The sequence below is a fragment of the Secundilactobacillus folii genome (genome assembly GCF_009720675.1).
GTDB classification, from domain to species: domain Bacteria; phylum Bacillota; class Bacilli; order Lactobacillales; family Lactobacillaceae; genus Secundilactobacillus; species Secundilactobacillus folii.
The window spans coordinates 18,620-41,849 of the sequence record NZ_WNJO01000016.1 but is presented as its reverse complement, the minus strand read 5'-3'; the positions used below and the strand labels follow the sequence as shown (position 1 = coordinate 41,849).

General features: G+C 44.8%; 24 protein-coding genes. 13 read left to right on the top strand and 11 right to left on the bottom strand.

Translation table 11 applies throughout. From position 1 onward, the window contains the following. Positions 1-1,568: MBG domain-containing protein (locus tag GM612_RS10810; protein WP_155432365.1), on the top strand; the 1,568-nt coding region annotated here is incomplete at its 5' end. A 185-nt stretch (positions 1,569-1,753) separates the two neighbouring features. Here GM612_RS10810 and GM612_RS10805 read toward each other — a convergent pair. Continuing rightward, positions 1,754-3,412 carry a peptide ABC transporter substrate-binding protein gene (locus tag GM612_RS10805; RefSeq protein WP_155432364.1) on the bottom strand — a complete coding sequence of 553 codons (1,659 nt, stop codon included), beginning with the start codon at positions 3,410-3,412 and terminating at the stop codon, positions 1,754-1,756. A 95-nt stretch (positions 3,413-3,507) separates the two neighbouring features. On the opposite strand from GM612_RS10805, the gene GM612_RS10800 reads away from it, so the two are divergent. The 6 genes from GM612_RS10800 to GM612_RS10775 all read left to right on the top strand — a co-directional run bounded on the left by GM612_RS10800 (position 3,508) and on the right by GM612_RS10775 (position 8,337). Beyond that, the gene (locus GM612_RS10800) at positions 3,508-4,320 is read left to right on the top strand and encodes a MerR family transcriptional regulator (protein WP_155432363.1); all 813 of its coding nucleotides are present in this window, start codon (positions 3,508-3,510) and stop codon (positions 4,318-4,320) included. Between the two features lie 2 nt (positions 4,321-4,322). Next, positions 4,323-5,438, top strand: coding sequence for an A/G-specific adenine glycosylase (gene mutY / locus GM612_RS10795; RefSeq protein ID WP_155432362.1), 1,116 nt, complete (start codon positions 4,323-4,325; stop codon positions 5,436-5,438). A 6-nt stretch (positions 5,439-5,444) separates the two neighbouring features. Next, on the top strand, positions 5,445-6,911 hold the full coding sequence (locus GM612_RS10790; RefSeq protein WP_155432361.1) for an MDR family MFS transporter: 1,467 nt from the start codon (positions 5,445-5,447) through the stop codon (positions 6,909-6,911). 1 nt (position 6,912) lies between these two features. Further along, the gene (locus GM612_RS10785; protein ID WP_155432360.1) at positions 6,913-7,416 is read left to right on the top strand and encodes a DUF4811 domain-containing protein; all 504 of its coding nucleotides are present in this window, start codon (positions 6,913-6,915) and stop codon (positions 7,414-7,416) included. Positions 7,417-7,500: 84 nt separating this feature from the next. Next, positions 7,501-7,818 (top strand): hypothetical protein, encoded by a 318-nt coding sequence (locus GM612_RS10780; protein WP_155432359.1) that lies wholly within the window; start codon positions 7,501-7,503, stop codon positions 7,816-7,818. Between the two features lie 318 nt (positions 7,819-8,136). After that, positions 8,137-8,337, top strand: coding sequence for a cold-shock protein (locus GM612_RS10775; protein ID WP_054653587.1), 201 nt, complete (start codon positions 8,137-8,139; stop codon positions 8,335-8,337). A 340-nt stretch (positions 8,338-8,677) separates the two neighbouring features. On the opposite strand, the gene GM612_RS10770 is transcribed toward GM612_RS10775, so the two are convergent. Both GM612_RS10770 and GM612_RS10765 read right to left on the bottom strand, forming a co-directional pair. Further along, entirely contained in the window at positions 8,678-9,355 is a 678-nt protein-coding gene (locus tag GM612_RS10770) for an amino acid ABC transporter permease (protein WP_155432358.1), read from the bottom strand. A gap of 11 nt (positions 9,356-9,366) precedes the next feature. Further along, entirely contained in the window at positions 9,367-10,224 is an 858-nt protein-coding gene (locus GM612_RS10765; protein WP_155432357.1) for a transporter substrate-binding domain-containing protein, read from the bottom strand. 189 nt (positions 10,225-10,413) lie between these two features. Here GM612_RS10765 and GM612_RS10760 point away from each other — a divergent pair, with 189 nt between their 5' ends. The 4 genes from GM612_RS10760 (at position 10,414) to GM612_RS10750 (ending at position 12,081) form a co-directional block, all read left to right on the top strand. Further along, positions 10,414-11,124 carry an NAD(P)H-dependent oxidoreductase gene (locus GM612_RS10760; RefSeq protein WP_343031896.1) on the top strand — a complete coding sequence of 237 codons (711 nt, stop codon included), beginning with the start codon at positions 10,414-10,416 and terminating at the stop codon, positions 11,122-11,124. Then, entirely contained in the window at positions 11,124-11,300 is a 177-nt protein-coding gene (locus GM612_RS12235) for a hypothetical protein (RefSeq protein ID WP_173021268.1), read from the top strand. Before GM612_RS10760 ends, GM612_RS12235 begins: the two co-directional genes overlap by 1 nt. A gap of 72 nt (positions 11,301-11,372) precedes the next feature. Further along, positions 11,373-11,690, top strand: coding sequence for a DMT family transporter (locus tag GM612_RS10755; protein WP_155432355.1), 318 nt, complete (start codon positions 11,373-11,375; stop codon positions 11,688-11,690). Positions 11,691-11,706: 16 nt separating this feature from the next. Beyond that, positions 11,707-12,081, top strand: coding sequence for a DMT family transporter (locus GM612_RS10750; RefSeq protein WP_155432354.1), 375 nt, complete (start codon positions 11,707-11,709; stop codon positions 12,079-12,081). 303 nt (positions 12,082-12,384) lie between these two features. On the opposite strand, the gene GM612_RS10745 is transcribed toward GM612_RS10750, so the two are convergent. The 6 genes from GM612_RS10745 to GM612_RS10720 all read right to left on the bottom strand — a co-directional run bounded on the left by GM612_RS10745 (position 12,385) and on the right by GM612_RS10720 (position 19,042). Continuing rightward, positions 12,385-13,806, bottom strand: a complete 1,422-nt coding sequence (locus GM612_RS10745; protein WP_155432353.1) for an MFS transporter — start codon at positions 13,804-13,806, stop codon at positions 12,385-12,387. A 2-nt stretch (positions 13,807-13,808) separates the two neighbouring features. Then, a complete protein-coding gene (locus GM612_RS10740) occupies positions 13,809-14,228 on the bottom strand; it encodes a MarR family winged helix-turn-helix transcriptional regulator (RefSeq protein WP_155432352.1) in 420 nt (139 codons plus the stop codon). A 246-nt stretch (positions 14,229-14,474) separates the two neighbouring features. Next, positions 14,475-15,287: a bifunctional hydroxymethylpyrimidine kinase/phosphomethylpyrimidine kinase gene (thiD, locus tag GM612_RS10735; protein WP_155432351.1), complete on the bottom strand. Its 813-nt coding sequence runs from the start codon at positions 15,285-15,287 to the stop codon at positions 14,475-14,477. A gap of 49 nt (positions 15,288-15,336) precedes the next feature. Beyond that, positions 15,337-16,029 carry a potassium channel family protein gene (locus GM612_RS10730; protein ID WP_155432350.1) on the bottom strand — a complete coding sequence of 231 codons (693 nt, stop codon included), beginning with the start codon at positions 16,027-16,029 and terminating at the stop codon, positions 15,337-15,339. Then, on the bottom strand, positions 16,022-17,365 hold the full coding sequence (locus GM612_RS10725) for a TrkH family potassium uptake protein (RefSeq protein ID WP_155432349.1): 1,344 nt from the start codon (positions 17,363-17,365) through the stop codon (positions 16,022-16,024). The genes GM612_RS10730 and GM612_RS10725 overlap by 8 nt, the downstream gene beginning before the upstream one ends. A 237-nt stretch (positions 17,366-17,602) precedes the next feature. Next, complete coding sequence (locus tag GM612_RS10720; protein WP_155432348.1) at positions 17,603-19,042, bottom strand: NAD-dependent succinate-semialdehyde dehydrogenase; 1,440 nt, start codon at positions 19,040-19,042, stop codon at positions 17,603-17,605. A gap of 378 nt (positions 19,043-19,420) precedes the next feature. Here GM612_RS10720 and codA point away from each other — a divergent pair, with 378 nt between their 5' ends. Then, complete coding sequence (codA, locus tag GM612_RS10715) at positions 19,421-20,677, top strand: cytosine deaminase (protein WP_155432347.1); 1,257 nt, start codon at positions 19,421-19,423, stop codon at positions 20,675-20,677. 267 nt (positions 20,678-20,944) lie between these two features. Here codA and GM612_RS10710 read toward each other — a convergent pair whose 3' ends face one another. Continuing rightward, positions 20,945-21,412: a hypothetical protein gene (locus GM612_RS10710; RefSeq protein ID WP_155432346.1), complete on the bottom strand. Its 468-nt coding sequence runs from the start codon at positions 21,410-21,412 to the stop codon at positions 20,945-20,947. 194 nt (positions 21,413-21,606) lie between these two features. On the opposite strand from GM612_RS10710, the gene GM612_RS10705 reads away from it, so the two are divergent. Next, positions 21,607-22,479 carry a ribonuclease H family protein gene (locus tag GM612_RS10705; RefSeq protein ID WP_155432345.1) on the top strand — a complete coding sequence of 291 codons (873 nt, stop codon included), beginning with the start codon at positions 21,607-21,609 and terminating at the stop codon, positions 22,477-22,479. A 91-nt stretch (positions 22,480-22,570) separates the two neighbouring features. On the opposite strand, the gene GM612_RS10700 is transcribed toward GM612_RS10705, so the two are convergent. Then, positions 22,571-23,137, bottom strand: a complete 567-nt coding sequence (locus tag GM612_RS10700; RefSeq protein WP_155432344.1) for a DUF2179 domain-containing protein — start codon at positions 23,135-23,137, stop codon at positions 22,571-22,573. Positions 23,138-23,230: the final 93 nt, after the last annotated feature.

The following is a 23,230-nucleotide window of genomic DNA, read 5'->3' as shown; positions in this document are numbered from 1 at the left end:
CAAAGGATGCAGAGACCAAAGTTACCGTTAACGATCAAACGATCACCTATGGTGATAAGACGCCAACGTTCACCGTTGCTTACGGTGATAAAGTGGTCAACCACGTTGATCTAACGAATACGGACTTTACATTTGACGGCAGTGCTACGATTCCAACGAATGTGGGCACTTACCAAGTTGCATTGAATGATGCTGCTATTCAGAAGATCGAAGGAGCTAACCCGAACTACACGTTCAGTGCCAGTGACTTCATTGGTGGGACTTATACCATTAATCCATTAGCCACTGATCCGAAGGATGCAGAGACCAAAGTTACTGTTAACAATCAAGCGATCACTTATGGTGATGCAACACCAACGTTCACCGTTACTTACGGTGACAAAGTGGTCAACCACGTTGATCTAACGAATGCGGACTTTACATTCGATGGTAGTGCCACCATTCCAACGAATGTAGGTACTTACCAAGTTGCATTGAATGCGGCAGTTATTCAGCGGATTGAAACGGCTAACCCGAACTACACGTTCAGTGCTAGTGACTTCATAGCTGGAGCCTACACAATTACACAACAGGCGCTAGACCCATCTGTTAGCGATAATGAAGTTGCGGTTAATGATGCTGAAACTACATTTGGTGAATCAGCTCCTGACTTTACAGTCACCTATGGCAAGACAATTACTAATCATGTTGCATTGAATAATAGTGACTTTGAATTTCAAGATGCTACTGGTCACTGGACCAACGTTATTCCTGTTGACGCCGGCACCTACAATGTTCGCCTCAGCCCAGCAGCGCAACAATTGATTAAGCAAGCCAACCCTGACTATGTCCTTTATGCGTACAACTTCTTACCAGCAACGTACACGGTCAAGCCTCAATCAACTGACCCAAGTCAAGCGACTGACGATGTCACTGTAAATGATGTGACGATTACTTCTGGTGACAAGACACCTGACTTCACTGTCACTTACGGCAGCAAGCTCACTCACCATGTCACATTGACTAATGATGATTTCGTATTTACCGACGCGAATGGTCGAATTGTTGATGGTGTACCAACAGCGCCTGGCGTTTACACCGTTGCTTTAAAGCCAGAAGCACAGCAACGCATCATGGAAGCCAACCCTGACTATGCCTTAACAAGTGATAATTTCAAGAGTGGAACATTTATGATTACCTACGTGGATGACGGTGGCACTACTACAGATTCTGGTGGTGATACTAGCGTCGTTGTACCATCAAATCCTAATGGCGGTTCAGGTCAAGCACAAGGACCTACCACCACCCAGGTCGTTGATAAAGGTCAAGGCATCAACAACGGAAACGGGGGTAAAGATAGTGGTCACAAAGGCGGTACTAACGCTGGTGTAACAACTGGAGCAGCAGCTAAAACGACAGTTACTGAATCAGCAAACCACGTTGCCAATGTTCAAGGCAGTCACAAGAATACCAACCGGTTACCACAGACTAATGAAAAGAATAGCTCAGATGCTCTGATTGGTTTATCATTGCTGACCTCACTGTTAGCATTGTTTGGTATCAAACGTCGAAAGCATGAAGATGAGTAATTTTGGTTCAAATGCAGGCGAGCTGCCAGTAACAGTTCACGACAGGCAATAATCAAAATCACGGTTACAAAAAAGGTCAACCAGCGTGATCTCCTTATAGGGGACCATAATGGTTGACCTTTTTAGTATCCAGAATGAAAAGCACTCGCCGATAGAGCATTGAGCTACCAACTAGCTAATAAAACTCATTTCACTAAATAGGCGCTCTTATAGTCTGCAAGCACACCACTGATGTTATGAACAACACCGTTCAATTTTGGATTGGTTAAGTAACTGTCTGCTTGCTGATAAAGCGGGGTAACTCCCTGTTGTTCAGTCAGAATTTTTTCCGCTGCTAACATCTCGTTCCATCGCTGTTGGGTATTCGTACTTTGATTATTACTGATGGTGTCTACCAATCGGTTATATTTAGCGTTGTACCAATGACCATAGTTATGCCGACTATTATTTGTCATCAGTTGAAGGAACGATAAGGGATCTGGGTAGTCCGCTCCCCAACCTGTCAGCAGGAGCTGGTAGTTGCCACTGATAACCCGTTTACCAATATTACTTTGTGAAAATGCATGGATGTTGACCCTTAATCCATGTAAATGACTTTCCAACTGCATTTTGACATTCTGGGCGACCCTTTGACTGATTGGGTCATCGGCCGTGGATAGCGTGAGGGTGCTGGTCTTGATATCTAACTGATGTTGGGCTTTGTGCCATTCTGTGACTGCTAGGTGGTTATTGCCACGAACATAAGAGGAAGCTTCCTGCTGATCAGCAAAGTCTGAGTGATTTAGACTATTCTTGCTTAAACCAGCGGTAACAAAGCCTTTTGGCGGTAACGAAGCGTTTTGAAGTGCTTGATTGATCAATTTGCGGCGATTAATTGCGTGCGAAATTGCCAATCTAGCGTTACGATTATTAATGAGCTTTTTATTGGCGCGGTTTGTTGTGTTAAAATTATAAGAGATTACGCGCATCATGGAAAACGGCCGGACAACGTATGAAGGGTCGTTTTTATTGGCTGGAATCTGGCTACCAACGAGCTGAATCTCAGCGACTTTGCCGGCTTTAAAATCTTTGAGGTTTTGAGCCGGTGATTTGGTTGTAGTGATGGTGAGCCGGTTGAGATACACGTGAGCTTTATCCCAGTAATAGGGGTTCGGTACCAACGTTCGAGACTGGCTGTCAGCATGCCACTTGATTAGCTTAAATGGACCACTGTAGATCTGCTTATCTGCACTAGTGCCGTACTTTGCCCCGTACCGGTGAACGGCAACTGGGCTTTGAGGTGCGAACAACGGGTAAGCTAATAGGGTTTCAAAATACACGATTGGGTGGTCCAATTTGACTTGTAATTCTCGTTTTGAGAGGGCTTTGACGCCGAGATCCTTGGGTGGGAGTTCACTGTGCCGAATCCGGTTGGCGTTTTTAATGCCGGAAAATAAATTGGCATTCACCGACTGGGTGGCGGGTTTCACACTACGCCGCCAAGAGTAGACGAAGTCCGAAGCGGTTATGGGCTGACCGTTGCTCCAACGGGCATCTTTTCGTAACTTAAACGTATAAGTTTTGGCGTCCTTACTCATGTGATAACTTTTTGCGAGGCCGGCGTTGATTCGCCCGTTTTTACCCATACGAAAGAGACCCTCCGTCGAGCTTCTCAGCTTATTGAAACTAGAAACTTTGGAAATATCAACGGTATTTAACGGCGTCTGTTCGACAATTGTGACCGTTTGATTTTGCGACATGACGCCTTGATTGTCAGACTGGTGCTTCGAATTTGATAAATTCTTTGAGCAGCCCGCCAGTAGCAAAATTGCCGCGATCCCGATCACTGCCATTCTAGTTCTCATAGTTCCTCCCTCTCAATTCCAAAATCTATCCAGTTTGATAATATCGAAGCAAATTATTGTCGTCAAGTCGTTGTAGTTCTTATGAGGTGATTAAATTGATACAACGTCCGCAACTGTCAGCAGGCCAGTTCGCCCAACTTTTAAATATTGATCGCCATTTGCTTGATTGTTACGACGAATTAGGGTTATTCGAGCCCGTAAATCGTGATAAGAATGGTCGTCGTTCGTATGATTTAGCTCAGGTTAACCAGTGGTTGTCATTGCAGGCGATGGTGGGATTAGAGCCTGATCTTAACACGACCAAGGCGGCCGTGCAGAATTATGGCGAAGACCACATTAAAATGTTGAAGTACCAGCAAAAATTAATTGAAGAACAGCTCACTCAACTTAGTACTGCTTCCCAGCAGTTGGCAAAGGAAATCACTAGTCAAGAAACGGCCCGTCAAGCCATGCCGGATGTGGCCACGGTCGTCAACCGGCCACCAGTTAACATACTAACGACTCAAATTCCCGATAATGTGGAGTCCCTCACGCCGTTTCTTGAAAAGCACGTCAGCCACGTGATGGATGCTAACGCCACCTCACCCGTCCACATCACTGTTGGCCGAGTTCATCCTAAACACGCTATTGAGACTGGGAATCCCGATCAGGTATCACAACTCTACACGACCCTAATGACGGGCAGTGAGGTGACACCGGATGCAACCCAAGCTGGCGGCCGATATGTGATTGCCTATCACCATGGTGATAAACCGTTGTTAGAAGGGTTTCAACAGATTCAAAATTACGCTCAGAATCACCAACTAAGCCTCGAAACGGACTTTTATGAAGAACCGGTGGTTGCCAGTTGGCAAGTGGACGATGCCAGCCAACAGGTCGTGCGGTTACTTGCCGCGGTGAAGGAGTAGTTATGGTGGAATGGTCAGACGAACAAATACAGGCTTTCCGGCAAACATTACTTAACTGGTATGATGCGCACGGACGTCATTTACCCTGGCGAGAAGATCATGATCCTTACCACGTGTGGGTCTCCGAAATCATGTTGCAGCAAACCCAAGTTAATACCGTGATTCCTTATTACGAGCGGTTTATGACTCGTTTTCCAACGGTCGGCGATCTGGCTAAAGCGTCTGAAGCCGATCTAATGAAGGCCTGGGAGGGTCTTGGGTACTATTCTAGGGCGCGTAACCTGCAAAAGGCGGCCGGACAGATTGTTAACGATCATGGTGGCAAGTGGCCGCGTACGGTTGAAGGGCTGCGTGAATTAGCCGGCATTGGTCCTTATACAGCTGGGGCAATTGCTAGTATTGCTTTCAATCTGCCTGTACCAGCGGTGGACGGAAATGCATTTCGCGTTTTTTCCCGTTTGCTCGAAATTGACCTCGACATTGCAAAACCGCAGACTCGCCAGGTGTTTGAAAAGGTGATCAGCCGTATCATTTCACCTGACCGACCTGGAGATTTTAATCAAGCAATTATGGACCTTGGTGCCAGCTACATGAGTGCCAAGCATCCAGATTCTGCCCATTCCCCAGTGAAAGCCTTTAATCAAGCCTATTTAGATGGGGTGGAAATGCAGTTTCCGGTTAAATCAAAGAAGCCTAGGCCCGTTAAAGTGGCCTATTACGGTCTGGTGATCCAGCACGCAGACAGTTTCTTGATGGTCAAACGTCCAGGAAACGGTTTGTTAGCTAACTTTTGGACGTTTCCATTAATTGCTGAAGATGATGTGCTGGCTCGAAGTGACACCCCTGACATGGTCACCGATGAGGAACGGTTAACACTGTTGGAACAATTATTTCAAGACGAGTTTGGCCTCCAGCTGCACGTCGTCCCAATCGGTGGCAAACCAGTTAAGCATACGTTTACGCACCGGCAGTGGTTGATCTCGTTGCTGAGCGCACAACTAGATTCAAATGTAGATTTAAGCTTTTTCCCGGGTAAATGGCTGACAACCAACGACCTGGCAAAAATTGCGCTACCTAAAGTTCAAGTAAAATTGTTTAAAAGACTAAGTAAAGGATGATTAAAATTGGCCGATAATGTAAGTACGGTGGATCACCCCGTCGACCAGCAGGGGCGTCTCTATAATAGAATTGCGCTGGTTTTGACGTTGCTGATTGGTACGTTTAGTACTTTTCTAACTTCGACGATGCTCACAACGGCATTTCCAACCCTGATGAAATCGTTTAGTATTTCTGCCAACACGGTTCAGTGGCTGACCACTGGATTCATGCTGGTCATGGGGATCGTTATGCCGATTACTGGCTTTTTTCTCCAGCGTTTTGATTCGCGTAAATTGTATCTTTCTGCCATTCTAATATTTTTGGCTGGCACCATTGCGTGTTATTTTGCGACTGATTTCTGGGAAATTTTACTGGGACGTCTAATTCAGGCGTCTGGGGTCGGCATCACCGCGCCCGTTTACCAAACCATTATGACGTCCATTTTTCCACCGTCGAAACGTGGTGCAGCCATGGGAACTGCTGGACTGGTTGTTGGCCTGGCACCCGCAATTGGGCCGACATTTTCTGGCTGGTTGCTGATCCACTATTCATGGCGGATGTTGTTTCTTTCCATCATGCCCATTTCACTAGTCGTTTTGGTTCTAGGCTGGTTTACTCTGCGAAAGGTATTGCCAACTCGGAAAGCTCCAATCGATTGGTTGTCGGTTTTAATGTCCATGATCGGTTTTGGTTCCATGCTGTTCGCCTTTTCTTCGGTTGGTGATTATCAGTGGACTGACCCGATCGTTTACGTTACGCTGACGGTCGGTGTGATCGTAGTTGCGCTGTTTGTTTGGCGTTCGACTCGGATCAAGAATCCATTGCTGCAGTTCAAAGTGTTCGAACACAAGGAATTTACTCTTTCAGCCATTCTGGTTTCGGTTTCTTTTATGTCCATGAACGGTTTTACTCTGGTATTGCCACTGTATCTGCAAACGGTGCGCGGCGAGTCACCACTGGCTTCTGGGCTGACGCTGTTACCAGGGGCAATCGTGATTGGTGTCATGAACCCGATCACCGGTCGAATTTTTGATCGCTTAGGTGTTCGAAATATGGCCATTGCAGGGATGTTTTTACTGACGGTCACGACGGCCTCATTCATTACCATTACTGCCACGACGCCTGTTATTGACATTGTCAGTCTCTACACGGTCCGGATGCTTGGTATCTCTATGGTCATGATGCCCGTGACCACGACTGGGATGAATGCTTTACCGCTGCGCTTGATTGGTGATGGCACGGTGGTCAATAACACTGCGCGTCAAGTCTTTGCGTCAATGGGGACTGCCATTTTGGTTTCTGTGATGTCAAACGTGACAACGGCGCGGACGCCAGGGCATGCCGTTGCTCAAGCTACGCCGATCTTATTCAAAAAATTAGCGTTGCAGGCAAACGTCGTCGGCTTCCGCTATGCATTTGCCATTGCTGCTTCCTTTGCCGTACTCGGACTGATTTTGACGTTCTTCTTGAAAGATACGAAGGGGGCGCAATAGCATGGTTGCAATTATTTTATTTATTGGCGCTCTGCTTTTCTCGTTCGCAATGATCTTTATGAAGCCAGGGCTGAAAAAAGCGGTCTGGGTCTTGATTGGCCTAGTTTTCACGGTGGGTAGCATTGTTTTAATGATTCTCAATTTTGATCAATACTTTGGCATGAAGACGGTGGTCAAGCAAAATTCCTATCCGCTCACGTCGAGTTTAAATACACAACAGCGGGTGCTGATGTATAAACAAATCGGCACCCAGAACGAACGGGTCTACCTCTACAAAACTAACCCGTTGGATAAGGGTCTGACAAAAACGGATCCAGCTAAGGGCGAGGCCATCGTTTTGCGCAACGCACCACACAATAAAGTGACGATCAGCCGATCGTATCGGGTTTACCGGAACGAAGAATTTCGTTTGCTTTTTAGTGCTGGCGTTAAAAATCATACGTACGTCGGCACCCAGTGGGTCTTTCATTTACGACCGGGTTGGCGAGTTATTGGCGCAAAGTAGACAATGTTTCGAAGTTGGCTTTCAGACTTGTCTCACATCGTGTATAATAAGCACAAATTGAATTTGAAAGTGGAGGAGCGGAACATGGATAGCGTATTTGACATTCTTAAAATGATCACGGTTAACCACCATACTGTCGATGGCGGCCAGCTTGTCGTGACAGACTTGGAGGGCAAGCCCAATAGTTTATTGACTGATCTGCTACGTGATACGGTGGGTAACATGCGTTTATTCATTGATTTGGCATCAGTTGACAGCGCAGACGACGTTCTTGCCAAATTAGGAGAGACAACACCGCTTCCAGATGATGTATTGGATGAGTACTCGAAGATCTTAAAAGAACGTGTTGCAGGCTTAAATTTTGCGCCTCAGAAGAGTACGATTGAACTACTGATTCGTTAGATTTCTGTGGGTAGGTCAAGTAATCTTTGAGTGATTGGCTGTTATTCAAAAATGGCTGGACCTTGAAAGGGTCTAATTTCAAACTAATGAGTAATCAACATTATATCTGCTGTAGCATAAGACGGTTCTAAATGAAAAATAGAAAAGTTTAAATCTTTTTGAGCACATATTGTTGCACTTTTTCAAAGAACCTGTTATTCTATTGTTAATGTATTTAGGCTTCGGGAAAAGGTACAACGTTCTTTTTAGAATGGCTCCTTATTCACAAGTTTCAAATGCAAAATATATTTGCGCAAGGCGCATGGAGGTTTCATTCTAATGGAACAAGGTACTGTTAAATGGTTCAATGCTGACAAAGGTTACGGTTTTATCACTCTTGAAAACGGCTCAGATGTATTCGTACATTTCTCAGCTATCAATGCTGACGGCTTCAAGACTCTTGAAGAAGGCCAACACGTAACTTTGGACGTTGAAGACGGCGACCGCGGCCCACAAGCTGCTAACGTTACTGTTGCTTAATTCTTAATTAAGCCCGAAAGACCCACTGATCGTTTGGTCAGTGGGTCTTTTTTTACTGTCTTTTAAAAATGAAGTTAATCGTTTCAGTCGGATACAGGAGCTAGCGTCTGAGCGCTGTTTTTGATAATGATTTGGATAACTTTTACTAAACCGATACGAAAACCACAAAGATTCATTACATTGAAAGATTACAGTATCTATGGATAGCAAAAGCAGAGCTATCAACTGGCTCTTGCCTTGACTATTCACGGTAGTCACGGTCGCTACCGTACTCTCCCTATAAACACACTGCAAAAACGGCTTTGAGAAGGACTTTCTCAAAACCGTTTTGTGAGTCTAATTAATTTTCAGGAATTGCGAGGTGATGTTCCAGACTGGTTTGTCCAATGGTTAATAACCAGCAGAAGAACCAGTAAATAATTGCAATCATAATGTAGATCGTCATGTAATCTTGATTAGCACCGGCCACGATTTGGGCCTGCATGAACATTTCACTCACTGTAATCATCGCAGCTAACGACGTTCCCTTGAAGAGGTCCAGTAAAATGTTGCCTAAAGCAGGAATCGAGATTCGAAAAGCTTGCGGGAAAACAATTTTACGAACGACTTTTGAATAGGGCAGACCTAATGAGTAAGCCGCTTCCCACTGACCTTTATCAACTGCTAAAAATGATGACCGAAAGACTTCTGAGACGAACGCACTGCAGTTAAGTGTAAATGAGATCACGGCGGCTGGCAGCGCACTGGCACTAAAGCCAAAGTAAACCACGAACAAAATCACCAGCATTGGCACGCCACGCATAAATGAAATAAATGCTCTGGCTGCCCAATGCAGTAACCGAAAATGACTCATCTGAGCCAGTGTTAGAAACAGTCCTAAAATCAAGGCGAGAATGAAGCTAATAATTGTTAGCCCAATTGAAACTGGGAACCCAGTCATAATCTTAGGAATAGATGAGAAGGCCAACGGTGCGTTGAAAAAGTTGGGGATGGATAAATGACTTAAAAACGACGACATTTAAACAGCACCTACTTTTTAATGACGAAGTTTCTGGAGATCTTGACGTTTGGTTTCTTGGTGACATTAGCACCGTAGTACTTTTCAGAGATCTTCTTTAAAGTGCCATCCTTTTTCAATGCGGCCAAGGCATTATCGACTTGTTTAACGAGCTTAGTGTTCCCGTGCTTCATCAGGATACCGACTCCAGAGCCGTCATCGCTAGTTGTGAAGTACATGTTTGGCAAAATCTTCAAACCGCTATTTGGAGTCGCTTTTAAAGCTAGTTTTTGCAAATAGTAGTCATTCATGATCAAATCAGTCTTACCATTTTTAACATCACGGAAGTAAACATCGTTAGAAACGTTGTTGTAGTTGACGGTCTTCGCGCCTAACTGTTTCGCCAACCGTTGATAGCTAGTTCCCGCTTCACCAGCGGCCTTTTTACCCTTTATATCAGCCCAGGAATGGATACCTGAATCATCTTTCTTGCGGACGACAATGCTATTAAATGAGTGCTTGTAAGGTGTCGACAAAGTAAATTCTTTCTTCCGTTGAGGTGAGATACCAAAGTCGTTTGCCGCCATATCAGCTTTGCCAGTTTTGACTGCAGTTAATTGGCCGTCCACGTTCATCTCCTGGAATTTAACGGGGCGACCAAGTTTTTTGGCCACTGCTCTGACAATTTGCACATCAAAACCAGTTAACTTATTCGTTTTCTGATCGTGATATGACGTTGGGTAAAGTGTCCCAGACGTTGCTACAACGATTGGGGTTTTGTCCTTAGAAGCTGATGATGTCGACTTCTTTTGACTGCACCCCGTTAAAATTAAACCAAATACCAAAACTAAACCAAATAGCTTGAACCAACCAAAGTTCCGCTTATTCATACCAAATAAACATCCTTTCCAAATAGAATAGTTTAAGTATAAGTTTGTGAAAACGCTTAAGCAAGCAAAGTTGACCAATAAACATTAATTAAATTGTGAGCAATCAACTTTTGGACAATTAGGCCTAAGCATTTGGGCATCCATCGTCATTTGTCTGTGCTAAGATGAAATTGCCGTAAATTTAAGTTAATTCTATTTGGGGGCGATCCTATCAAAACACTCGTTATTATTGGCCATCCAGAACTACCAGATTCAAGCACGCAGCAGTTCTTAAAACGGGCCGCCGAATTGCCCAGTGTGACGTGGCATCCAGTCACTGCGGAACCGTTAAACATCACGGCTGAGCAGCGGTTATTACGCCAAGCAGACCGAATCATCTTACAATTCCCGCTTTACTGGTACAGTGCGCCGGCAGTTTTAAAGAATTGGCTCGATCAGGTACTGACACGTCAATTTGCATATCCGGAGGCGGCAGGGGCCCTCGTAGGAAAAGAATTAGGGATTGCAGTTAGCCTTGGCTCGCCAGCCAGGAATTTCAAAGCTGGTGCCCCTGAACATTTTAGTGTTTCACAAATAATGACGCCGTTTCAAGCACTGGCACATAAGCTTAAAATGGTTTTTTTACCGACTTTTGTGATCGATCAATTCGGATATCAGACAGATGCGGAGAAAGCTAAGTTATTGATCAATTATCAGCGGTATTTGACTCAAGGAGACTTAGATCATTTTGAAGCTCAAGCTGATTGGTTAACGACCCAGTTCCAGTCGCTGATTGCACAAAAGCCTTCAGAACAAAAACAGCAATTAACGTTGATCTTAGAACAGCTAAAAAATAATCAAGCCGATTTGAACGATTTAAAAACTAATTTGAAAATGATTCAGAATATGGAGGACAGCTGATGGCTGAACAAACATGGGCGACACAACAATTGCTAGCGTTGGCGGCACAGACACCGCAGTTTAAAGAAAGGGCGTTGTACCTAGCTTTAGCCGAGTTAAGTGAGGAGCAGCAACGACGTTTAAAACAAGCTCAAGGAGAATTAGATGGGCGGATGTGGAATCCATCAAAATGGTGAGCAAAAGTTTATTCTAAGCATTAAAATTAGGTGTAAACTGTAACTAAACGCTAATAGAAATGGGATGATCGGATGCTTTTAGGATACGGATTTTTGTTTGCCGCAATCGTATTTGAAATTCTCAGCAGTTCCATGCTGAAGGAAGCGGATGGCTTCCACCGGTTATTACCAACGATACTTCTTGTCATTGGCTATACCATTACGTTATTTTTATTTTCCAAGTCCTTAAAGTGGCTGGACCTAGGCGTTGCGTACGCCTTATGGGGCGCTATCGGCACGTTGTTCACGGTCTTTTTAGGCGTTGTTATATTTCGAGAACGGCTTAACCGAGCCAAGATCATGGGTGTTGCGTGTATTATTTTAGGGACGGTCATGCTAAATATTATGTAATGCGAGGTGTGAGCTGATGATCAAATATTATTTTGCACTGGGCGTCGCAATCGTTACTGAGATTGGCGGCACGATGGCACTCAAGTTATCGGATGGGTTTACGCAACTTTTCTGGACGTTGCTTAGTATAGCGGTATTCCTCCTAATGCTGTATAGTTTATCGTTTGCAATGCGAGTCGTACCGCTGAGCGTCGCATATGGCCTTTGGTCAGGTGCGGGGACGATTTTGACCGCCGCAATGGGTGCGGTGTTATTTCACGAAACTTTCTCAGTGGGACAAGTGATTGGACTTCTCCTGATTGTTGTCGGTGTTGTGGCGCTGAACGGATCTGGGGCAGTCGATGAAGAGATCGATTATGAAGGGTTACAAGTTGAAGACAAATTTAAATGATAAAAACTTATTCTAGTTTAATGGCTATTAGAATCAGTCAGCATCCTTCTGAGGTCAACGGATGAAAAGTTGTCATATCCGTTAATTTAAGGGGGATTTTTCTTGGTTTAGGGCAAGTGGAGCGCGATTAGAGAGTAGAAAGACAGTAGCCTCGAGTAATTAATAGTACATAAAAACGGCTAAACTACTGAATCAATCAGAAAGTTAGCCGTTCAATAAAAGTAACCGAATATTTTGTTTATCAGAGGTTAAGGTGTTAGTTAGTGCCAGGCTAGATTTGTTGCTATCAGACCTAAATTTAAATTATTCTGCAGACTTAGTCGCTGACTTGTGATTCCGAGTTGGGCGTGTAATCGTCCAAATAGCAATCATTTCGCCAATTAGAAATAGTAACAGAACAAAAAACGCGTGTGTTGAACCAACGGCAGTCGCTGTAGATTGATTGCTGATCTTAGTCTGAGACGCTGCCACAATGGCAGCCGACATACTTGTCCCGAGGGCGGCCATAAATTGCTGAGTGGTGTTGAAGATCGCGTTACCATCACTATTTGCCACCGGATCAATAGTTTTCAGACCGTTTGTCATGAGATTACCAAAGTGCAAGCCGATGCCTAACATAAAGAAGGTGTACCAGCCTAAAATGACAACGTTGCTTAGGTGGGTGCCCATGAGTGCCAGACCAAGGACACCGATCAGTGCTAGAAAATTACCTAGACGCAATGGGAACTTAGCACCGATCCCGTCATAAATGCGACCACTGAAGGGGCCAATAATCGCACCTAAGGCTGCACCAGGTAAGACAATTAATCCGGCCGTTAGCGCGGTATTGCCATTTACTAGTTGAATGTAGTTTGGCAGTAAAAAGGAAAGTCCCAAGGCAACCGTTTGAACCAAGGCAAATGCTAACAAGTTCAGGTTAAAGCGACGATTTTTAAATAGTTTAATGTCTAGAATTGGTTCGTCCAGGTGTTGGCTGCGAATAATAAAGGCGATGAACGCGATGATGCCCAGTACGAGTGCTCCAATCACTTGCCAACTCAGAAACGGCAAACTGCCGAAGTTACTAATACCAAAGATCAAACCGCAAAAGGTCAGGATAATGAGAATGACACTGAGCTGATCGATTGAGGCCGACCGAGTGGGCACTTTTTGTTGGATACATAGCAGGCCCAAAATAAGGGAAATAAGCAATAGCGGCATGAGAAAGACGAAGATGTCACGCCAGCCTAACGTTGACACCACCAGGCCACCAAACGTCGGACCAATCGCGGGTGCCACACCGGTAATCATGGTGCCAATGCCCATCATTGTGCCCCTTTTTGACATTGGCACTTGTTCCAAGATAATGTTAAACATTAAGGGGAGCGCAATACCAGTTCCGAACCCTTGAATGGCTCGGCCCAGGAGCAACATCCAAAACTGGGTGGCTACAAAATCAATCACAACCCCAGCTATAAAGAAAATAATGGCACATAAAAACAAGCTGCGCATTTTAAAGCGTTTTTTTAAGGTCGCCGATAACGGCACCATTGAGGCCACCACTAATAAGTAGATCGTGGTCATCCACTGAACTAAGTTAGTGGTGACATTAAATTCTTTCATTAGGGTTGGAAAGGTAATGTTCATTGCTGTTTCGATGATCACACCGCAAAACGACATCAGTCCGGCGGCAATGATGGCACCGATGACCTTAGGGGATACTTTTTCTGACATCTTTTGTGTCATGCTTAGTTCTCACTCCCATTCAATTTAATAAAATACTCTAAAACCTGTTCGAATTGACGTAATTCTGCTGACGAGAATTTCTGTTGCATCGCCTGCTGCTGGCCTTGAATGTACGCTGATGCCCGGTTTTGAATTGGCTGAGCTTTAGCACTCATATTAACCGTTTTTTGCCGCGCATCCTTCGCCGATTCGGTTCGGTAAATCAGTCCGGCCTTCTCCATACGCTGCAGTGTCACCGTCATGGTCGAGCGTTGAATGGCGAATTCAACTTCAATATCGTGCTGCAGGACGTTTCCATGCGAGCCCAAGTAGTCTAAAATAGACATTTGCACGCCGGTCACGCCAAATTGGCGGGCATACTGATCCATTGCACGGTTCATTTGATTAGTAGCGTGTTTTAACATCTTGCCATAGTCTGTCATTTTAAGAATCCTTTCTAATCAGAATGCTAGCAAACTAACAATTAAATTATGCTAGATGGCTAACAATTAATTAGTGTAACACGTCTATTCTGAAATGCAAGAGAAATCAAATCATGGCAAGATTCCCCCAAAGCGGCGTGACAAAATAAAATGAATGTTTGGATAAATAAATGAGGTGGTCAACTTCAAACGCTAAAATCGACCACCTCATAGTTTAGTTTTTAATGATGTTGATCCTCTACAGCCTTATACTTCTCGTTGAGCTGCCCAGTGGTTGATTGGGCCAAATTTATGACCAACGTCAATGGGATTGCCAATGGCAACGTTCACGAAGCGCTTGGCTGTTCGAATGGCATTTTCAACCGTTTCACCCTTAGCCAGTTCTGCTGCGATGCAGGCTGACAGTGAGTCGCCGGTGCCATTGACGTGATCAGTGTGGTGATAAGGTTCTGTTAACCAAAAGCCATCACCACTTTCGAGGAGCACATAATCACGGACCTCAGTTTGCGAGGCGTCTTGATGATAGCCCTTGGCGATAATGTTTTTAGCCCCCAAGTCCTGTAATTTGTGGGCTGCTTTAACTAAATCATCATCGGACTTCAGCGTCATTTCAGCCATCTTTTGAGTCTCATAGAAGTTGGGTGTGACCACGGTTGCTAACGGAATCAGTTCGTTGCGCATAGTTTCGTAAGCTTCTTCTTCAAGCAGCATGTTACCGTGCTTAGTCATGATGACTGGATCAACTACCATGGGACCAAAATCGTATTGCTGGTAGTTCTTGACCACGTCTCGAATCAGTGTCGTATCCGCGAGCATACCCGTCTTGCAAGCGCCAACTTTAAAATCATCTGCAACGTCTTTAAACTCCTGATCGATAAAATCAGTTGGCAGCATGTGAGAAGCATGAATGCCATACGAATTACCAGCCACTAGAGTGGTCATGACTGAGATACCATAGACTTCCCGGGTAAAAAAGGTATGCATATCTGCTTGCATCCCAGCGCTACCATCACAGTCAGAACCGGCAATCGTCATTGCTTGTGGAAATGTATTAACCATATCAATAACCTCCTTGAAAACTTTCCATTAGTTTTCAGGATACCATGAATTAAGCATCAGGTGTGGAAGATTGTGCATCTTCATTAAATTGATTCACATCTTCAGTTGCACCGATTACAGATACTAGATCATTAAGTTTTAACTTATCGTCAGCAGCGGGGGATAAGTTAACTTTTCCCTCGGTTTTAATGGCAACCACGTTAATGTGGTACTTATTGCGCACTTCCAGTTCATCAAGAGTTCTACCAATAAAGGCCGGACTATCGACCTTGATCTCGGCCATTGTGACTTGATCGTTAAGCATCAAATAGTTAACAATGTTGGGCTGGAGTTGATGAAAGACAATTCGACGGGCCATATCGCGTTCAGGGCGCACAATTTGATCTGCGCCAATTTTCTCTAAAACCCGCGCATGGCTTTCATTTTCAGCTTTACAAATAACGTCTTTTGCCCCTAATTCTTTAGAAAGAAGGGTTGCCAAGATACTGGCTTGAATATTTTGACCGATAGAAATAAAAACGTGGTCAAAACTGCCAATTTCTAGCTCTTTTAAGGTATCTTCATCCTGGGCATCAGCAATGACCGCCTGGGTAACGATGTTAGTGAATTCATTGACCCGTTCCTCGTCACTATCAATGGCCAGGACCTCTTGGCCGGATTCCACCAGTGATTGACAGATCGCACTGCCGAACTGTCCCAGGCCAATAACCGCATAGTTCTCGCGTTTTACTGGTTTAACCAATTAGCACACTCTCCTCTGGGTAGCGATAGTTCTGTTGCTTTCGATTGGCATTGAGGATTGAAAACATGACCGTATACAGACCCACACGACCGATAAACATGAGAAACATTATAATAAGCTTGCCTAATACGTTGAGGTGTGGCGTTAGGCCCAGCGAGATGCCGGTTGTGCCAAAGGCGGCTAGAACTTCAAAGCCGACCTTCTCTAAACCGCCATTTTTAGGTAACGGCTGCGTCGCACACAGAATCAGAACTGCCACTGCTAAAATCGTAAACGCGACAAAAATCAGCGTTAGCGCCCGAAAGATGTTATCCTGCGTGAACCGACGATGACCAAAGGTTGCATCGCGTTTGCCACGTAGGGTCGCTAGGCTTTGGATAGTTAGCAAGCCAATGGTGGTAGTCTTGACTCCACCCGCAGTTGAGCCGGGCGTTCCGCCAATAAACATCAGCAGCATGGTAAAGGTAATCCCAGCAATTGAAAGGTGCTGATAGGGGAGTGTGATTAGACCGGCCGTCCGCGGTGTAATTGCCATAAAGACCGTATTTACTAATCGATGAAAATAAGATAGCTGACCGTCTAATTGAGCTAGGTTATCTTCACTTAGAAAGTAAACCAATACGGACAGCCAGCCAATGACGGTGCCGCTTCCCAAAGCTAGCTTGGTGTGCAACGATAAGCGATGCCGTCTGGGATAAAGCAGCAGATCCTGCCAAACTAAAAAGCCAAACGAGCCGGCAATGATCAAAATTGACATAATGCAAAGAAGGTACGTGTCACTGGCAAAGCCTTCTAAACTATTGCCAAATAGATCAAAACCACCGTTACAAAAGGCAGACACCGCGTGGAAGATGCTAAACCAAGCGCCCTTGACTAAACCGAATCGGGGATAAAAATCAATTAATAACAAGCCCGCTCCGACAACTTGAATAATCAGCGACAATAATAGAATTAGTTTAATGACGCTAATTTGCGATAGATTATCTAGGTTCAGTGATTCCTGAGCTAGCAATCGAGTGGAAAGCCGCATGCGGCGGCGCATAAATAAAAATAGCATCACAGCAAAAGTCATAAAACCTAAACCGCCAATTTCCATGAGTAGCATAATCACGATCTGACCGAATAAAGTCCAGTGCAGCGCGGTATTGACCAGAGTTAAGCCGGTGACGCAGGTGGCGCTCGTAGCTGTAAATAAGGCGTCGAGAATAGAGGTGGCATGGCTCCCCTTTGTTGCAAGCGGCAGGCTCAGTAAAATGGTGCCGATCAAAATAATGACAATAAAGCCCAACGTCAATGTTTTGGGTAGTGATAGTGATTTACGCTTAAAGTTCGTCATGGCACCGCGCCTCCGGATGTCGTCTATTCACATTGATCTTCTAAGCACACTATAGAGGAGAACGGTTGCTGTGACAAGTGTTTTGGCTCGTTGATGGACACCCATTTTAGTTTGATCAGCTTTAGGTTTTGACCGATTGACTAAAATACAAACTGAATTTTCAAAAAAATCAGCGCACCCGCTAAAAGTGGGTACGCTGATATGAAATCAAACTATTTTATTACCAATTTGAATGGATTAGCTGTGTTGTGGTTCAGGCGCAGGGTCCGTTGCGACCAGTCCACCAGCCAAATTGTCCATGTTCGGTTTGTCAGCCTTAACGATCAGTTGATCATTAGTGAAGGCCATTTCACCGATGTGGCTCATTTCACGGCCGTAACCGGAAAGCTTTACACCGCCGAATGGTAATTCTGGCAGCGTTGACATGAAGTTATTAACAAAGACCATGCCAGTTTCGATCTGGGCCGCGACTTCAGCGCCGTGATCAGCATTGCCGGAGAAGACGATCCCACCCAAGCCGTATGGGTTGTCATTGGCTAAATCAATCGCTTCTTCTTCAGAATGAACTTTGTAGACGCAGGCAACCGGGCCAAATAATTCTTGACTGTAAGCCGGATTATTCTTATCAATATCCGTTAAGATCGTTGGCATGAAGAATTGACCTGGCAAGTCGATGGGTTTGTTTCCATAGGCCACAGTGGCCCCGGCTTCAACCGCAGCATCAACTTGCTTTTGTAACTTCGCCTTGGCGGATGCTTTATTCATTGGTGCAAGTGAGGTGCCTGGGTCTAGCGGATCTCCTGGAACCACCTTACTGAATTTATCCTTCAAAGCATCGACAAATTGGTCGTAGACGTTATCCATCACGATAAAACGCTTTGAAGACGTGCAGACCTGACCCGTATTGTAGAGCCGTGCCCGCCATGCAATATTGTTAACGTCATCCATGTTTGCATCACCTAGAACGATAAATGGATCCATGCCGCCCAGTTCCATGGTGTTCTTTTTCAGGTTCTTGCCAGCAGCCCCGGCAACGGCAGTTCCGCCACGCTCTGATCCGGTTAATGCAACACCTTGAACACGAGGATCCTCGATGGCTTCGGTAACTTGATCGTAGGATAAGAATAAGTTAGTCAATGCGCCGTCTGGAGCACCGGCTTCCTTGACAACGTCAGCAAACATTTGAGCGCTGGCTGGAGTGTTAGCAGCGTGCTTTAAAATCATTGGGTTACCAACGATAAAGTTTGGCGCGAAGACCCGCATGATTTGGTAGTACGGGAAGTTCCACGGTTCAACCATCATGACGATACCGGTTGCAGAGTGCCGAATTTCAGCTTGGCCAGTGGCAATCGTGTCAACCTTTTCGGGTGCGATGATCTCTTCACCATGGTCAGCGAACCAATCGGCAATGATGGCGACAAGCTCTACTTCACCCTCCGATTCACGAAGTAATTTGCCCATGTCAATGGTACAAGCACGAGCTAATTCATCTGAGTGTTCACGTAATTTAGCTGCTACGTTGTGCAAAATCTTTGCTCGTTCAGCAATCGGCTGTTTACGGTTCTTCTTGTAGAGCGCGTGACCAGTTGCTAAAGCAGCTTGCAATTCTTCTTCAGTTGCATATGGGTATTCTTTAACGACTTCATTGTTATAAGGATTAATTGTTGCATAAGCCATATTAGCTATACCTCCTAAGTAAAATGCAAATTGGTTCACGACTAATTGTCTTCCTGATACGGTTCAAGGATAACTTGTTTTGAATCCGCTTTCAATTATTTGATTTGTGAATTTTTTGTCAAAAGTCCTAAAAATTGGCTTTTAAATGCTTTTTCTAATTCACAATATTAGGAGTGTGCTGGTTCAAAATATAGCGAGTGACTTGTAAATGGTGAACTGAATGGGAAGTGGTATGCCTGCGTACCTAATACATTAAATGGACCAGTATTGCAGCCACTTTTAAGCATATGTATTTGTACAAAACTTTTTCTGTGTCCTAAGTTGGGTAGTCATCGTGTTATAATTAACGTAACTAATAAGTTCGCTGGGGGTATGATGATGCTGATACAGCAGGTATCGATTGAAAACGATGACACGTTGAAAGACGTCCGGATCGAGGACGGGAAGTTTACTAAGATTGCGAATCACATTGAGCCTGGGGAAAGTGAAGGGCTGATCGATGGTCGTGGTAAATTGCTGCTGCCACCATTCGTTGACCCGCATGTGCACTTGGATTCGACGTTAACTGCCGGCGACCCGGAGTGGAATCAATCAGGCACGTTATTTGACGGGATTCGAATCTGGTCGGCAAGAAAGCAAAGCCTGACGATTGAAGACGTTAAAAAACGTGCCACGGCGACGCTGAAAAAACAAGCCAGTCATGGGACCCAGTTTGTTCGGTCACACGTTGACGTTACAGACCCCAATTTGACAGCACTGAAAGCCTTACTAGAAGTTCGTGATGAGGTGAAGGACTTCATGGAGCTCCAACTAGTTGCATTTCCACAGGAGGGGATCCTGTCCTTCCCACATGGCAAGGAACTGATGACTCAGGCAGCTGAAATGGGTGTTGATGCGATTGGTGGAATTCCACACTACGAATTCAACCGGGAGTACGGTGTGGAATCATTGCATTTTGTTAGCGATTTGGCTGAAAAATACAATAAGCTGATCGACGTTCACTGCGATGAGATCGATGATCCAGCCGCCCGCGGACTGGAAACTTTGGCAACCTTAGCATACGAGACTGGGATGCATGACAAGGTTACAGCTAGTCATACTACTGCGCTGGGATCGTATAACGATGCGTATGCTTATAAGCTGTTTCGGTTACTGAAGATGTCTGGAATCAACATGATTGCGAACCCGTTGGTCAACACCTTCTTAGGTGGTCGGTTTGATAGCTATCCGAAGCGTCGAGGGATGACTCGAGTGAAGGAATTGACTGCGGATGGCATCAACGTGGCTTTCGGGGAAGACGATATCAAGGATCCTTGGTATCCAATGGGCGACGGCAACATGCTGGACCCACTGCACCTTGGTTTACACGTTGCGCAGACCATGGGCTATGACCAGATCATGAACTCGTATAAATACGTGACGGTAAATGGCGCCCGTGCCATGCACATCATGGATCACTATGGTATTGAAGAGGGCAAGGAAGCTAACTGCATGATTTTAAACCGTGATAACTTCTATGACGCCCTAAACGAACGTGCCGAGGTTCTCTATGCGATTCATCATGGTCGCGTGACCGTCAAGACGCAACCGCAAGAAGTTGAGACCTTCTTCAGTGATAATCGGTTTACGAAGTGAGCATAAGTACACGTTACTTTTGAGCAAAAGGCAAGGTGTTCACGGAACATCCCTCGTTAATCAGCACTAATTTCTAAACTACTAGCATGACTAAATCGGTGTCAAAACTCCGATTACGGCTGTATAGCAACACTAAAAATGAGCTCCCTAAAGTTCCGGGAACCCACTTTTAGTATTGCTATATTCGTGTTCTAAACGAGTTTTGGCATACGCTTTATTTTCCGCAGTCAATAAAAAAGTTCTGAAAAATTTCAGAACTGAGACTGGCTATGCGCGTTTTTTAGCCTTGGCTTTGGCCTTCGGATGATGAGCTTCCATCGCTTTCTTTTTAGCAATGGCTTCCTTATGGAGCTGACGAAGCTGATCTTTATAACCGTTAATTTCATCTTCATGAGCCTCTCGCCAATCCTTTAATGAAAATTGACTGTCCGTGTCCCCAGGTTTTAAACCAGTCTGTAACCAGAACAATGCCTGAGTTAGGCTTGAAAAATTGCGCATCCACAAGGTTTGACCATTTTCGGAGTCAAACGCAACGTAGGATTTGTAATGGCGTTTCAAGAAAGTATGTTTACGAATTTTAAACGCTTCCCGTTTACGAGTCAGGCGATAATCTGGTAGGATATATTGACCGGTTAAAGTTAGTTCAGGAAAAAATTCATTAGCTTGACTGCGCTGTTCTTTTAACAGTGCATGGGCCTGGTCAATGTTGATAAGCGTGGCGTGGATTGCTGACATCAGAGTTCCTCCTCTATGGAATACTGTGCGTTGGATACTACGATAAGTATTTTGAATCGCTTTTGAAAAAGCTTACACTATTAACTTTAGCATAATATCGGTAAAATTAATATTATTGCGAACCGAATTATTGGGATTGTAATAAGAAATTACTAAACTTTAATAACATTTAAAATAATAAAGAGGGTGACACTTTGGCAAAATACTACGCGGTAAAGAAGGGTCAGCATCCTGGTATCTATACTAACTGGCCGGACGCCCAAAAAGAAGTCTCTGGTTTTTCAGGGGCGGTGTACAAGAGTTTTAAGACGCAGGCTGAAGCTCAGGCGTTTATTGACGGTTCGACAGGCGAACTAGCTGACCATGCACCAGCTGGAATGGTGATTGGCTACACGGATGGTGGGACGCGTAATACGGGCAACGTTAAGGGTGGCCACGTGCAGGCCACGGATGCAGCCGCTTGGGCGTACCGCCTGGAACTTCCAGACGGCGTTTTAAGCGGTTCCGATGGCGAATGGGGCGCCACCAATAACCGCATGGAAATCCTGGCACTGATCAAAGCCCTGGAAACGCTGCTGGATCATCATCAACAACGAGCCGATATTACCTTAGTGCTGGATTCCAAGTACGTGTTAGACGCCATCAATAAAGGATGGCTGAAAGGCTGGCAGCGGCGAGGCTGGCAACGTTCCAGTGGTCCGTTAATAAACGCCGAATTATGGCGCCAAGTTTATCAATTATTGCCACATTTTCCAAAATTATCCCTAGTTTGGACGAAGGGTCACGCTGAAAATCAGGGTAACATCTTTGTTGACTCACTTTTAAATAAAACGATGGATGATATGGAAAAGGCTGGCCGTCCTGCTGGTAAAGCAGTCCCAAAGACTTCGCTACCTTCAAAACGGCGAACTTCTAATACCAGTGGGGCTGAGCCAAAGAAAAACTATCCTAAGCAGGTACCAGAAATCAAAGAATATCATGGTAAAGTTCAATCTAAAGAAGTGGCCAAATCGGTTGATGACATACAAAAAGCACTTGAACAACTGGACTTGTTTAAAGACCAGTAATTAAGTGCTAAGTTTTGAAATAACTGATTTAGATTTAAAATGAAGCCTTAGTCGTTAGAAAGTGTTAGCGAATGGCTAGCAGGTTAACGGTTTACTTTTCTTTATGAGCGACCTTACGGAAGCGACGCTCAACTTCTTTACTCCAGAAACCGCCGGACATTTGAGTCGGTTCGTTGACCATCACGAACGCATCAGGCGCTAGTTTATTGATTAGATTCATTAAACGCCGGTCAGCTTTCCGGGGTGCCAAGATATTTAAAATCAAACGTGAGCCATCGCGACCGTAGCCCCATGTTTCCGTGACTCCGTAACCGTTATTCCGGAGGTCTTCTGGTAACTTTTTATTGCGTTGATAGTCGGGGTCGTCGTTATCGATTTTAACGGTAACTTGGAAGTTCACATAGCCCAGTGCCACGTGATCTTCGATTAAAATGCCAAGGTAAATACCAATTCCAAAACCAACGGTATATGCAATCACGTTGATGGGTGAATTAATATTTTTCAAAGCAATCGCCAATGCAATAACGTAGACGAATTCCTCAAAGACCGCCAGAAGCGGTGCCCAGAGACGTTGACGACGAACGACCAGCATCGTTCGGAAGGTGTTTAAAGTGATATAACATGCATTGAGTACAAAAATAGTGAGTGCAAGTTTCAAATAGATCGCCTCTCTTTTCTAATTAGTAGATTGTGTTTATTTTAGTTCTTTTTTGGCAGCATGAAAGGTATTTTACTCAAGAACTGGTAATTT

Bases quoted from the DNA above. Each gene is read 5' to 3' on its own strand.
- GM612_RS10805 (WP_155432364.1), bottom strand. From the start codon at position 3,412: ATGAGAACTAGAATGGCAGTGATCGGGATCGCGGCAATTTTGCTACTG.
- mutY (WP_155432362.1), top strand. From the start codon at position 4,323: ATGGTGGAATGGTCAGACGAACAAATACAGGCTTTCCGGCAAACATTA.
- GM612_RS10785 (WP_155432360.1), top strand. From the start codon at position 6,913: ATGGTTGCAATTATTTTATTTATTGGCGCTCTGCTTTTCTCGTTCGCA.
- GM612_RS10780 (WP_155432359.1), top strand. From the start codon at position 7,501: ATGGATAGCGTATTTGACATTCTTAAAATGATCACGGTTAACCACCAT.
- GM612_RS10775 (WP_054653587.1), top strand. From the start codon at position 8,137: ATGGAACAAGGTACTGTTAAATGGTTCAATGCTGACAAAGGTTACGGT.
- GM612_RS10770 (WP_155432358.1), bottom strand. From the start codon at position 9,355: ATGTCGTCGTTTTTAAGTCATTTATCCATCCCCAACTTTTTCAACGCA.
- GM612_RS10765 (WP_155432357.1), bottom strand. From the start codon at position 10,224: ATGAATAAGCGGAACTTTGGTTGGTTCAAGCTATTTGGTTTAGTTTTG.
- GM612_RS12235 (WP_173021268.1), top strand. From the start codon at position 11,124: ATGGCTGAACAAACATGGGCGACACAACAATTGCTAGCGTTGGCGGCA.
- GM612_RS10755 (WP_155432355.1), top strand. From the start codon at position 11,373: ATGCTTTTAGGATACGGATTTTTGTTTGCCGCAATCGTATTTGAAATT.
- GM612_RS10750 (WP_155432354.1), top strand. From the start codon at position 11,707: ATGATCAAATATTATTTTGCACTGGGCGTCGCAATCGTTACTGAGATT.
- GM612_RS10745 (WP_155432353.1), bottom strand. From the start codon at position 13,806: ATGACACAAAAGATGTCAGAAAAAGTATCCCCTAAGGTCATCGGTGCC.
- GM612_RS10740 (WP_155432352.1), bottom strand. From the start codon at position 14,228: ATGACAGACTATGGCAAGATGTTAAAACACGCTACTAATCAAATGAAC.
- thiD (WP_155432351.1), bottom strand. From the start codon at position 15,287: ATGGTTAATACATTTCCACAAGCAATGACGATTGCCGGTTCTGACTGT.
- GM612_RS10725 (WP_155432349.1), bottom strand. From the start codon at position 17,365: ATGACGAACTTTAAGCGTAAATCACTATCACTACCCAAAACATTGACG.
- GM612_RS10720 (WP_155432348.1), bottom strand. From the start codon at position 19,042: ATGGCTTATGCAACAATTAATCCTTATAACAATGAAGTCGTTAAAGAA.
- codA (WP_155432347.1), top strand. From the start codon at position 19,421: ATGCTGATACAGCAGGTATCGATTGAAAACGATGACACGTTGAAAGAC.
- GM612_RS10710 (WP_155432346.1), bottom strand. From the start codon at position 21,412: ATGTCAGCAATCCACGCCACGCTTATCAACATTGACCAGGCCCATGCA.